Here is a 13,118-nt window from a genome sequence, read left to right on the forward strand (position 1 = left end):
AATAGCTCAAGTAAAAAAATGCTGTCGTTAATCGATCGTTACATTATCAAAAAGTATCTAAGTACTTTTTTATTCACTATGGCGATATTTACTGTTGTCATGGTGGTTTTTGACGTGTCCGAACGATTGGATGATTTTTTAAAATATCATGCACCCCTCGATAAGATTATTTTTGAGTATTATGCGGGGTTTATTCCCTTTTACTTAAATTTTCTTTGTCCGCTGATCAACTTTATTGCGGTTATTTTCTTTACCTCCAAGATGGCGGACCAAACTGAAATTGTCCCAATTCTAAGTGCCGGGTATAGCTTTAACCGTTTGCTTCGTCCTTACATGATCGCTGCAACCCTGATATTTGCCATTTCTTTGGTATTCAACATTTTTATTATTCCGAATACGAATAAAATGAAGGTTGATTTTGAAAATATCTACGTAAAGCCACCCAAGGATAACTCGAGGGTTTCTACTCACATGCAATTGGACAAAAATAGCTATGTTTATATAGACAATTTTGATAATACAACCAAAACAGGATACGGCTTTGTACTTGAAATTTTCAAAGGGGATACCCTCAAGGAAAAAATGATGGCTGACCGTATTACTTGGGACTCGGTGGCAACAAAATGGAAGATCGAAGGATATACCAATCGTATTATCAATGGACTGCATGAACGCATGGACAAAGGAGCCGTTAAAGACACGACTTTGGATATGAAACCTTCGGATTTTGAGGTACGTGATAACATGTTTACCGCCATGGATACACGCGAATTAAATATCCGTATCCGTAAGGAGGAGATCAGGGGAACCGGAGTCATGAACGATTTATTACTTGAGAAATACAAGCGTTATGTGTATCCATTTTCAGCTTTTGTACTGACCTTGATGGGCGTGGCACTGTCCTCCAAGAAAGTGCGTGGGGGGATAGGATTGAGTCTTGGTATTGGTATCGCGCTAAGTTTTACGTATATCGTCTTTATACAATTTGCAACGATGTTTTCTTTGAAAGGGGGACTGCCACCGTTGATAGCCGTATTAATTCCGAATGTTACCTTCTTTTTGGTAGCATTATACCTGGCGATAAAAGCGCCAAAATAATTTTTTGTTCAGTTTTCAATAACTTCAGTGAGCTTGCCTTATAAAGGGAAATAATAGGTATTGCTCATCATTTCTATACAAATGTATTCTAGAGAATATGACTAAAATTCAATTAAATCGGAATATTCTAATTCTGCATTTAACAATACTTATTTGGGGGTTTACCGGAATTTTGGGTAGTCTGATTTCCGTATCTGCCCTTCATTTAGTGTGGTATCGTGTTGCAATAGCGTCTATCGCGCTGTTGATCTATTTCTTGGTAACCAAACAATCGATTGTAGTTTCGCGGAAACAGTTTCTCCAATTTTTTATGGTGGGGGCCGTTGTTGGACTGCATTGGGTATTATTTTTTTATTCGATCAAAGTATCTACCGTATCAGTAACATTGGTTACGCTATCCTCTGTAACTTTATTTACGGCAATATTGGAGCCTATTGTGAATAAAAAGCGCATTGCGCTATTGGATATTGTAGTTGGTTTGGTAATTATCATCGGTATTTATACGATCTTTTCTTTTGAAACACATTACCTCGTTGGTCTATTGGCGGGGCTTGGTTGTGCGTTTTGCGCGAGTATATTTTCTATCGCCAATGCGCGCATGGTTAAAAAATCGAGCCCAACCCTGATTACGTTCTATGAGATGATGGGGGCATGCTTCTGGATCAGCATATTGATGTTGTTTACAGGAGATTTCAATGCTGAAATGAATTTGGGGCAGCAAGATTTAATTTATCTGCTGTTGTTAGGTGTGGTTTGTACGGCGGTGGCTTATGTTATGGGCGTTGCTGTTATGAAGGAATTATCTGCTTTTACTGTTGCGCTAACAACCAACCTGGAGCCTGTTTATGGTATTCTGTTAGCGATGTTGATATTTGGGCAAAAGGAGACCATGAGCGGCGGATTTTATCTTGGAGCCTGTATTGTTCTGGGGGCTGTATTCACTTACCCTTATGTAAAGACCAAATTGGAAAATAGACAAAAAGATCTTATCGTCCGGAAATTACATTAAACAAAATAGGCAAGTCAAATGACTGGCTTGCCTATTTTGTTGACTATAGGTTATTGAAATGAAAACTCGCCAATCCCTACACTGCGTTCTTTATTGCGGTCCAGATAGATCGTAACAATTTTTCGTTCCTGCTTTCCACTGCTATAGTAGGTATAGATTTCAGCCATGACCGCTGCTGGACCTGCTAGGGTCAGGGAACCATCGTTAAAGAAATCAACTTCAATTTTATATTTTCCTTTTAGTGCTTTTTTCAATAAAAATTGTTCAGGGCCATAGCCGCCAGTAAAGTCATTGCTGAGTCGACCCCCAATCGCTGTGGCTGGATTACTATAAAAGCATTTTTCTTGATTTGGATCAGTTACCCAAAGGTCTATATCGGTATTTTGTGAATTCCAATTGATAACAACACGAATGTCAACCGGTAGGTCCGCAATCAATTTTTTGTTCACGGTAACTGTGGAGCTTGCAGCTTTGTTTGCTTTAATGAGATTATTGATTTCCATAACCAATGTTTCTTCAATACCGTCATCGCGGTCGGCGGCTTCCGGGGAGTAGCTCTGGGTCAAAATCCCATATAATTGTTCTAGTGCTTCCTTGAACATACCTTTGTCTTGTAAGACAAGGGCATAATCGCGGTGGCTTTGTGGATCCATTGGCCGCCATTTTAATACCTTAGCTGTAATGAATAGTGCATTGTCGTAATCGCCCCATTCCCGTAACTTATAAGAGATGGTTTTGTAGAGATCTGCATTTTCAATTTGTAAGTCTGCGAGTGCACTTAAAATGAGTAAGGCTTTGTCTCGATCTCCTCTATTGAAAAAGAAGTTTGCGACATCAAAATAAAAAGTTGGCGTTCCCATATACTGATTCCGAAGTTGGAGATAGCTTTTGTAAGGATCTTTGGATTGAATAAGGTCCTGTAAATAGGCTTGGTCTTCTTTGATTTCGGGGATGCTGATTTTTCCACGTATGTTGTTCATGGTGCTTGGCATTTGTAGGCCAGCTACACGTCCTTCTAAGGATTGAACAACAGCGAATTCCTGAAGAACGTCCTCAGATGCGGCCGCCCTCGCCAGTTCGCTGGTTGTTGCATGGGCAGTGCTTGCATTGCCAGTTGCCGAGATGCTTTTCGCTGAGGTTCCGTCAGATGAACGCGATTCTAAGGCTAGTGTAGGAGCTGCAGGACTAGCTGCGGGACGCGACGGAATGGGTGTAACAGGAGCAGCACCGGTAGCCATCTCTTCAGCAACGGCAGGTTCTGGAATGCGAATTAATCTTTTACGCTCTGGATATTTCTTTTTTTGCTGAAAATCGGTGTTCCACCAGGACTGAAGCTGTTTGGTAATGTCTTGAGCCTGATCCAACAAGTCTGCTACACGTTCTTCCTTTGCTATACGTTCTTCTTTTATGAGCCGATTAAATTCGGAAAGCAATTCGGCAGGTGGAGTTATTGCATAACGTATGTAATCTTCTGCAGTTTCCAGCACAATTAAGCTGGTATTTCGGGTAACAATACCGAACTGTTTACCAAGGGTTTCAATTTCTTCACGATTGTCTTCGTACTGAAGATCCAGCGCTTCAATTTTCTTTTGTGCCCAGATTTGCTGTAGATCAATTTCACCATGGTCAGGTTGCAGCGCTATACTAATCTCTTGTGGTGCTTGCTGCCCATCTCCTACAAGTACTGTGAGCTGCTTCAGTCCTGGAAGTTTCCCTATGCCTGCGATAGAAAAATTGGTTTGTATCGGGGCGCCTTTTTGAGGATAAACTTCCTCAAAATCATTTTTTTCTTTTATCCCAAGGTAAATAAGGTCTATTGTATTTAGATTATGATACGCTTCAGTTATTGAGGTATTGACTAAATTGATCATCTTTCCAATATGTTTCTGGGCGATTTGTTTTAGGACACCATAGTCCGACCCACTGGATGAAGTAATGCAATAGACTGGATTGTCAAGGCTCATTTTACTTTGACCAAATGTAGAAAGGCCGTCGCTAAACAGCAGGTAATTGCTGGCCTGTATTACACCGGCCTTTATTTGGCTATAATCTGTACCGCCATCGTAATCAATTCCTTTGATGTAGTTTTTGAGATCATTCCAATTACCTTGACATACCTGAAACGTATGCCCTTTTATAAAGCGGATGTCCAATAAGCCCAGATCAACAGTCATATTGGGGTTTTCTTTAAAAAAGAGATCTAATAGCGCGAGTTCCTTTTCTATATCTCTATTTTTACTGCTGAGCGAACGGTCCCATATAATTCCAATGCTGTGTCCCCATTTTTTCTGAGCAGGTTTTACGGAGTTGACGCTTGCATTGGCAAGAAAATAAAAGGTATTGTCATTATTTGCCTGAAATAGACCTGATGTTTCCCTGTTGTCTGTCGGCAGTTGAATGACTAAATTTCGCTGGGATTTAAACTGTTGTTTATGTAAAGAAGCTGTGTAATTGCTGTTATGTTGTGAGAATGCCAACGAACCATCTGGTTTCTCTGTGAAATCTGGCTTATGTGTGTCTTGAAAGACATGAATATCCAAGGCGAAATTTTCAATGGGGGACGTATAGTTTAAGGGTAGATGGTAGTAACGAGCCTGATCGGATGCTGTTGTCAGATTTTCCGAATAGCTGATCTGAACGGTGCGCCTCCCATTCGCTGGTAATGGGTAAATCCGAGTTCGAAAATTATTTCCTTCGACTTTTTCCAATAGGCCCGGGTCGACCCTACGTGTTTCTATACTTTCAAATACTTCGATACCTTTATTTTTATCGACTGGAACTGCCTGGCGTAATTTACCGTTGATATCTAGGGCGTAGCCGCTCACGGAGACACCTTCCGGCATAGGGAATGTCAGTTCGCCCTCGAGATCGCGATTGGTCTTATTGTCGAAAATCATTGTCATCGTCGTTTTGGCAATATTTCCAAAGATGACGACATCTACTTTGAGGTCTGCCAACATCACCTTGTTTTGCTGGCCATTGTCATTTTTAATTTTTAAGCTGGGTATTTCGCGTGTAGTTCTGATCTGAGATTTCGTATCCACATGGGAAAATACCAAAATTATGAAAAGGGCAATTATGATCTTTTTCATCTTTCTATGTTTAGTAGGTGAGGTCCGTGAATACATCAATGGTTCGCGGCACAATTAGCTTTTATTTTTCTAGTGATGCAGGAAAATTCAAAATTCCATAACCGCGGGTATTTAATTTTTATAGGGTGCTTTTTGCGATAGATGTAGTTTATTTAAACTTATGTTAATGATTGGCTAATATCTGGCAATTATGTTTGCATCAGTATTCGGACAGCCGGCCAAGCATAGATCGTTTAGATTAACCGTACTGTTTTATTAGGCATGCAAGGTGAGAGGAATAAAATTTGGTTATTCGAATAAACCTGAACAGCAGTAAGCATTATTTAAAAATTTGAACAGATGAAAAAAATATACAGTGTACTGGGGATGGCCCTATTGTGTGCTTCATGTAGTAAAGATGATGTGTCGCAGATTATTGACCCGATTGTGGAATTGATCTATCCCCAAAAGGCAATAGCAACAGATCCAAAAGTATTAAGTGATATTAATGGTGTAAAAGTGTATAATGGAGGCTATGGGTCATCGATGGTTCAAGATCCTACTGATAAATCCATATTTTATCTTTTAACTGATCGGGGACCGAATATTGATGGAACTGAAAGTGATAGCAAAGTATTTGCTACTCCAGCATTTGCACCACAGATCGGTAAATTTAGGTTAAAGGATAATACGCTAACATTAGAGTCTGTTATCGAATTAAAAAATAAAGATGGCGTGAAATTGAATGGTCTGCCAAATCCTGAAGGAAAGGGTGGTTCTGGGGAAAAAGCATTGGGGGTTGATGGTAAAGATCTAGGGAAAAGTGAGGATGGAATCGATTCCGAGGGACTAGCAAGGGCGGCGGATGGTTCTTGGTGGGTCAGTGACGAATACGGACCACATATCGTTCATTTTGACGCTTCGGGAAAAGAAATCGAACGGATTAATCCTTGGTCTACGGGTAAAAAGTTACCGTTAGTATTTGCCAAACGTCGCCCTAATCGCGGAATGGAAGGATTGACGCTTACACCAGACGGTAAAACACTGGTCGGAATCATGCAATTTCCACTGTATAATCCCTCTAAAGATGCGATTAAAAATTCGTTGGCAATCCGTATTGTTACGCTGGATATTGCGAGCGGCGCCACGAAACAATATGTCTATATGATGGAGCGTACCGATTTGCAGGCTGTGAGTGAAATCGCTGCCGTGAGCAATTCAACATTTATTGTCTTGGAACGTGATGGGGAATACGCGACAGAAGCAACTCGTTCTACTGTATTTAAGAGAATTTATAAAATAGATCTTTCTGGCGCAACAGATATCTCGGATGCGAATAATACCGCAACTGGGAAATTATTTGACGGTAAAACTGTCGAGGAACTCAAAGACGCGGCTACATTGGCTAAATATAATATTAAACCAGTCAATAAAACGTTGGTTGCCGATTTAATGACTGACATCAAGGAATTGTATCCGCATGATAAAGCAGAAGGCTTGGCTGTTATTAATCCATCCCTGATTGCGGTATGTAATGATGATGATTTTGGGGTAACCGGAAAAGGTTTCTATGAGTCGAAAATATTACCTTACATAAAGACTGTAGATAAAAACAGCATTTATTTCGTTAACCTTAAGGACCCACTGAAATAGGGACTAATGACTGATTATAAAAAGGTCCGTTGAATTCTCAACGGACCTTTTTATAATTTTATACTGTTCACGCTTTTGCTCTTATCGCTAAAGATTATACGATGGCTTGGTGTACCACTTGTATGAACTCTCTGTTGAGCGCGGCCTACTTTTAAGCATTTATTGTGGTCAGGAAGTCTTTGCTTTCAAGCTCTGAATAACCCATTAGGTATTCATCGACTTTTCGAGCACATTCGCGTCCTTCGGAGATGGCCCAAACAACAAGTGATTGGCCTTTACGGCAGTCTCCGGCTGTAAAGATATTATCAATTGTCGTTTGGTAGTCTTTGTCATTTGCAAGGATATTTCCTTTTTCATCTACACGAACACCTAACTGTTCTAAGAGCGTATGTTCAGTATGTTGATAACCAATAGCCAGTAATACGAGGTCTGCCGGTATTTCACGGATCTCGGATTCTCCTAAGCGGGTTCTTTTTCCAAATTCATCAACTTCGTATTGAACTTCCTTGATTTTTACTCCCTTAATATGACCATTTTCGTCTTGGACAAATTCCTGGGTTTCTGTAGCCCAAAGTCTTTCACAGCCTTCTTCTTGGGAAGAGGAGGTTCCGAATGTGAGCTTGTCCATCGGCCAAGGATTGTTCTTTAGGCGATGTTTAGATGGTGTAGGTTTGCGGGCAATCTGTGTAATACTTTTTGCACGATGACGATTGGATGTACCAATACAGTCTGATCCGGTATCACCGTCACCGATGACAACAACATGTTTGTCTGTTGCCAAGATGCGGTCTTGTTCGATAGCTATTCCGCTTACTTCTTTATTCTGTTGGGTCAAAAAGTCCATAGCGAAATGTATGCCTTTAGCTTCATGTCCCGGCAATTGCATATGCCAAGGAACGGTTGAGCCGGTGGCCAATATAACTGCATCATAAGCTTTTAATTCATAAAAGCTGATATCTTTGCCAACTTCTGTGTTAACCTTGAATTCTATTCCCGATTCTTTCATGAGATTGACACGGCGATCGATCACCGATTTTTCTAATTTAAAATCCGGAATACCGTAACGGAGTAAACCTCCAACCTGGTCATCACGTTCGAAGACGATAACATCGTGCCCAGCCTTATTGAGCTGAGCGGCAGCCGCTAGTCCTGCTGGACCAGAGCCCACGACAGCGACGCGTTTGCCTGTTTTTAAATAGCTTTTATGTGCTTTGACATAACCCTTTTTAAAAGCAATCTCAATAATATGTTTTTCGATTTCCTCAATAGTGATCGGAGTACTATGTATGCCCAGTACACAGGCTGATTCGCATGGTGCCGGACATATTCTACCTGTAAATTCAGGAAAGTTATTGGTGGAGGACAAAATCTGATAGGCCTCTTCCCATTTTCCATCGTATACGGCATCGTTAAATTCAGGGATGACATTGCCCAGTGGGCAACCTGAATGGCAAAATGGAATGCCGCAATCCATACAGCGTGCAGCTTGCTTATTGAGCTCATTCTCTGAATATCCTTTATTGAATTCCTTAAAGTGCTTTATGCGACCTTCCACAGCTTCTTTTGTCGGAAGCACGCGCTCAAATTCTTTAAAACCTGTAATTTTTCCCATGATCTGTGCTTCCTATATTATGCTTCCACTAATTTTTGACGAATGACATTTTTGTATTCTCTAGGGAATACCTTAATGAATTTATTTTTTTCTCTTGACCAGTTTTGCAGGATGAAATCTGCTCTACGGCTATTGGTAAGCAAAATATGACGTTTCAGCAAAGCGATAATTGCGGTTTCGTCTTCACTTTCCAATGGATCCAGATCAACCATTTCCTGATTACAGTTTTCGCGGAAATCTTCGTTAATGTCGTAGATCCATGCGATACCACCGCTCATTCCGGCAGCAAAGTTACGACCCGTTGCCCCTAAGATCAGTGCACGACCTCCAGTCATGTACTCACAGCCATGGTCACCAACACCCTCAACGACAGCTGTTGCACCTGAGTTACGTACAGCGAAGCGTTCGCCGGCCTGTCCGTTGACGAATAGATGTCCGGATGTTGCTCCAAATAGTGCAACGTTGCCGATAATGATATTATCTTCCGGTACGAGAGCACTTTCTGCAACTGGATAGATTGCTAGCTGAGCTCCTGATAGCCCTTTTCCAACATAATCATTGGCTTCACCTTGTAATTCAAATGAAAGACCCTTTGTTGAAAATGCACCGAAACTTTGTCCGGCCGAACCTTCAAATTTGAAATTGATGGTATTATCAGGCAGGCCTTCAGAACCGTAGAGTTTTGAAATTTCATTGGATAACATTGTTCCGATCGTACGGTCTGTATTTTTGACCTTAAAGGTGCCAAACACAGGAGTTTTGCTCTCAAGAGCTAATTTAGACTGTTTTAATAAGCCCCAATCCAAGATCATGGCCATACCGTGATCCTGCTCTTCGGTATTGTATAACGATTGTCCAGGCTCGTTACGTTCCACGTGCAAGATGTCGGTAAAGTCAATTTTCTTTGCTTTCCAATGATCGATATTTTCACGTTTTTTTAAGAACTGGGCTCTTCCCACCATTTCGTTGATGGTACGGAAGCCTAGATAAGCCATTGTTTCACGGACCTCCTCTGCAAGGAAGGTAAATAAGTTGACAATATCTTCTGGTTTTCCAGAGAATAATTTACGCAGTTCTGGATCTTGGGTTGCAACACCTACAGGACATGTATTAAGATGGCATTTACGCATCATGATACAGCCGCCGGCAACCAATGCTGCTGTCGATACGCCCCATTCCTCAGCGCCCAATAGTGTAGCGATGATGATGTCGCGACCTGTTTTCACCTGGCCGTCCGCTTGTAATACGACGCGACTGCGCAATTTGTTTTTAACAAGTGTCTGATGCGCTTCTGCAAGGCCTAATTCCCAAGGTAGTCCAGCATGCTTGATTGAACTGATTGGAGATGCACCTGTACCACCATCAAATCCTGCAATAAGAATGACGTCGGCATGGGCTTTTGCAACTCCGGCAGCAATGGTACCAACACCAGCTTTAGAGACCAATTTTACGTTGATTCTTGCTTGACGGTTAGCATTCTTTAGATCAAAGATCAGCTGCGCTAAATCTTCGATAGAGTAAATATCGTGATGGGGTGGTGGTGAAATCAGACCGACACCCGGTGTCGAGTGTCTGGTTTTTGCAATCCAGGCATCCACTTTGGGGCCAGGTAATTGACCTCCTTCTCCCGGTTTTGCACCTTGGGCCATTTTGATTTGTAGTTCGTCCGCTTGTGTCAGATAATTGGACGTGACACCAAAACGAGCCGAGGCAACCTGTTTAATTGCCGAGCGCATAGAATCTCCATTGGGAAGCGGTTGATAACGCAATTCATCTTCTCCACCTTCACCGGTGTTCGATTTTGCACCGATGCGGTTCATGGCGATGGCAAGGGTACTATGCGCTTCGTGGGAAATTGACCCAAAGGACATCGCCCCGGTTGCGAAACGTTTTAGAATTTCACTAGCAGGTTCTACTTGCTCCAACGGAATAGAGTTGCGATGTTTTGCAAAGTCCAACAATCCACGAAGGGTAAACATATGTTCCTTCTGCTCATTGATTTTCTGTGCATATTTTTTATAGGTTGCGTAGTCTCCGGTGCGACAGGCCTGTTGCAATAGGTGAATCGTGTCGGGATTCCAAAGGTGGCCTTCACCGCGGCGTTTCCATTGGTAAATACCGCCTTCTGGCAATAGATTTTGCGGTGTACGGCTTTTTTCAAATCCACGCCAGTGTTTCGAGAGGGCTTCTTTGGCAAGATCATCTAATGTCATGCCACCGATACGTGAGACTGCTCCGCAGAAAAATTTATCAACGACAGATTTGTCGATGCCGAGTACCTCGAAGATCTGTGCTCCGTGGTAGGATTGCAATGTGGAGATCCCCATTTTGGAGAAAATTTTCAACAGACCATTATTGACGGCCTTGACGTAGTTTTTTGATAATTCTGGCCAAGTGAGCTCTGTATCTAAGGTATTTTGTTCCTTCATCGTACGGATGCTCGCCAATGCCATATAAGGGTTGATCGCAGTGGCACCGAAAGCTAATAGGCAGGCAAAATGGTGCACTTCCCAAGCATCACCGGCTTCGACCACGAGACCTACAGCGCCACGGTTACCTGTTTTGATCAAGTGGTGATGGACGGCCGAAACAGCTAGTAACGATGGTATCGCCGCGTGTTTGGAATCGATCGCACGATCTGAGAGAATTAAGACTTCAAAACCATCACGTACGGCATCATCCGCATAGCGGCACAAGCGTTCCAGACCTGCTTCCAATGATCCAGGTTTACCATCAGAGCGGAAATAAGACTGAATGGTTTTTGCTTGGAACAATCCTGTATCGATCGAACGCAATTTCTCCAGTTCTTTGGAGGTCAAGATTGGATGCGGCAAAGTCACACAGTGACAGAATTTCTTGTCTTCGATCAGGATATTGCCTGCATTACCGATGAATGTTGCTAAACTCATGACCAAGCGTTCGCGAATCGGATCGATTGGCGGGTTGGTTACTTGGGCAAAAAATTGCTTAAAATAACTTGAAATATGCTGTGGTTGATCGGAAAGAATGGCCAGCGGAACATCGGACCCCATTGAGCCTGTCGGTTCGTACCCTGTCAATGCCATTGGAGTCAGGATGGTTTCCAGATCCTCGCGGGAGAAACCAAATGTCTTTTGATATTTGAAAACGGAATCTTTGGAAAGATAGGTGTAGGTTACACGAGGTTCTTCCAGTTCTTCCAGTTTGATTTTGTAATTGTCCAACCAATCGCTATAGGGCTGCTGGTTGATCAGCTGGTCTTTTACTTCGTTATCGGTGAGGATACGGCCCTGTTCCATGTCGACAAGAAAAATCTTGCCTGCTTGTTGACGGCCTTTTTTGATGATGGTAGACTCCTCGATCGGAAGAGCTCCCGCTTCAGAAGCAACAACGACGCGGTCGTCTGAGGTTACGGCATAACGTAGTGGACGTAAGCCGTTGCGGTCTAATGTAGCGCCAATATGCTTACCATCGGTGAAGCAGAGTGCTGCAGGACCGTCCCAAGGCTCCATCAACGTCGCATGGTATTCGTAGAAAGCACGTTTTAGAGGATCCATTTGTGTATTGCCATCCCAAGCTTCAGGGACTAACATCAACATGACATGGGTGAGGCTACGACCACTGTGTAAAAGAAGTTCCGCTACATTGTCAAGGCAGGCCGAATCGGACTGACCACGGTCAACGATTGGAAGTAAGATTTCCATCTCTTCTTCTGTAAAATAGGGCGATGATAAAGCGCGCATACCTGCATAAAACCAATTCAGGTTACCTGTCAACGTGTTGATCTCGCCATTGTGTGCCAGCATACGGAATGGCTGTGCGAGGGACCATGAAGGGAAGGTATTGGTGGAAAAGCGCGAGTGAACTAAGCCAAAAGCAGATACCACACGAGGATCGCGTAAATCAAGATAATAAGTTCCGACCTGGTATGTTGTTAATTGACCTTTGTAAATAATTGTTTTGCAAGAAAGCGATGCAAAGTAAAGCGGGAGAGGGTATTCTTGTTGTTGTTTAACTTTTTGAATGATCAGGCGACGTAGTACAAAAAGTTTGCGTTCAAATTCTTCAGTGTTTGAAACGCCGTCCGGTCTGCTGACAAAAAATTGGACAATTTCAGGTTCTGCACTGAGCGCTGTTGGTCCAATACCTTCACGATTGACTGGTACTGGACGGTAGCCAAGGAATTTCATACCCCTTTCTGCTGCCGCTTCCTCAATCAAGTCCCGACATATTTTGTTCATGTCTTCTTCTTTAGGAAGAAAGACCATACCTGTGCCATAATAACCTGGCTCCTCCAGTTGTATACCCAAGTTGATACATTCTTCCCATAAAAATTCATGGGGAAGCTGGATCATGATACCTGCTCCATCACCGCTTTCTGGGTCACAGCCACAAGCACCGCGGTGTTCCATATTTTCCAACATGGTCAATGCATCCTTGACTTGTGCGTGTGATTTATTTCCTTTGATATGGGCGACAAAGCCTACCCCACAGGCGTCATGCTCAAAATTAGGGTCGTAAAGGCCCTCCGTTTTCGGTCTCTGTTCGATCATCTTTCCTTTTCAAATAATTATGATTGCTAATATAGGAATAAAAATCGTAAATATTATAAATATTATAATGAAAATGTATTTAATTTGATTTTATCATTTCTTTTAACAGGTTTTGTTGCTGATATTGTATTTGGTATTCGTGG

At 42.3% G+C, this 13,118-nt stretch carries 6 protein-coding genes; 3 read left to right on the forward strand and 3 right to left on the reverse strand.

Translation table 11 applies throughout. From position 1 onward, the window contains the following. The first annotated feature begins 21 nt into the window (after window positions 1–21). Both K2F45_RS04045 and K2F45_RS04050 read left to right on the forward strand, forming a co-directional pair. On the forward strand, window positions 22–1,098 hold the full coding sequence (locus K2F45_RS04045) for an LptF/LptG family permease (RefSeq protein WP_075994638.1): 1,077 nt from the start codon (window positions 22–24) through the stop codon (window positions 1,096–1,098). A 97-nt stretch (window positions 1,099–1,195) separates the two neighbouring features. Continuing rightward, window positions 1,196–2,107, forward strand: coding sequence for a DMT family transporter (locus tag K2F45_RS04050; RefSeq protein WP_075991064.1), 912 nt, complete (start codon window positions 1,196–1,198; stop codon window positions 2,105–2,107). 50 nt (window positions 2,108–2,157) lie between these two features. Here the strand turns inward: K2F45_RS04050 and K2F45_RS04055 are convergent, their stop codons facing one another. Continuing rightward, window positions 2,158–5,199: a VIT domain-containing protein gene (locus K2F45_RS04055; RefSeq protein ID WP_075991065.1), complete on the reverse strand. Its 3,042-nt coding sequence runs from the start codon at window positions 5,197–5,199 to the stop codon at window positions 2,158–2,160. 339 nt (window positions 5,200–5,538) lie between these two features. Between K2F45_RS04055 and K2F45_RS04060 the strand changes: the two genes are divergently transcribed. Beyond that, window positions 5,539–6,831, forward strand: a complete 1,293-nt coding sequence (locus K2F45_RS04060) for an esterase-like activity of phytase family protein (RefSeq protein ID WP_216640434.1) — start codon at window positions 5,539–5,541, stop codon at window positions 6,829–6,831. 151 nt (window positions 6,832–6,982) lie between these two features. On the opposite strand, the gene K2F45_RS04065 is transcribed toward K2F45_RS04060, so the two are convergent. Continuing rightward, window positions 6,983–8,443 (reverse strand): glutamate synthase subunit beta, encoded by a 1,461-nt coding sequence (locus K2F45_RS04065; protein ID WP_075991066.1) that lies wholly within the window; start codon window positions 8,441–8,443, stop codon window positions 6,983–6,985. Between the two features lie 17 nt (window positions 8,444–8,460). After that, window positions 8,461–12,975 (reverse strand): glutamate synthase large subunit, encoded by a 4,515-nt coding sequence (gene gltB / locus K2F45_RS04070; protein WP_075991067.1) that lies wholly within the window; start codon window positions 12,973–12,975, stop codon window positions 8,461–8,463. Between the last annotated feature and the right edge of the window lie 143 nt (window positions 12,976–13,118).

Source organism: Sphingobacterium siyangense (genome assembly GCF_023277505.1).
GTDB lineage: Bacteria > Bacteroidota > Bacteroidia > Sphingobacteriales > Sphingobacteriaceae > Sphingobacterium > Sphingobacterium siyangense.

Coding starts and splice junctions, on each gene's coding strand:
- K2F45_RS04050 (WP_075991064.1), top strand. CDS start 1,196: ATGACTAAAATTCAATTAAATCGGAATATTCTAATTCTGCATTTAACA.
- K2F45_RS04055 (WP_075991065.1), bottom strand. CDS start 5,199: ATGAAAAAGATCATAATTGCCCTTTTCATAATTTTGGTATTTTCCCAT.
- K2F45_RS04060 (WP_216640434.1), top strand. CDS start 5,539: ATGAAAAAAATATACAGTGTACTGGGGATGGCCCTATTGTGTGCTTCA.
- K2F45_RS04065 (WP_075991066.1), bottom strand. CDS start 8,443: ATGGGAAAAATTACAGGTTTTAAAGAATTTGAGCGCGTGCTTCCGACA.
- gltB (WP_075991067.1), bottom strand. CDS start 12,975: ATGATCGAACAGAGACCGAAAACGGAGGGCCTTTACGACCCTAATTTT.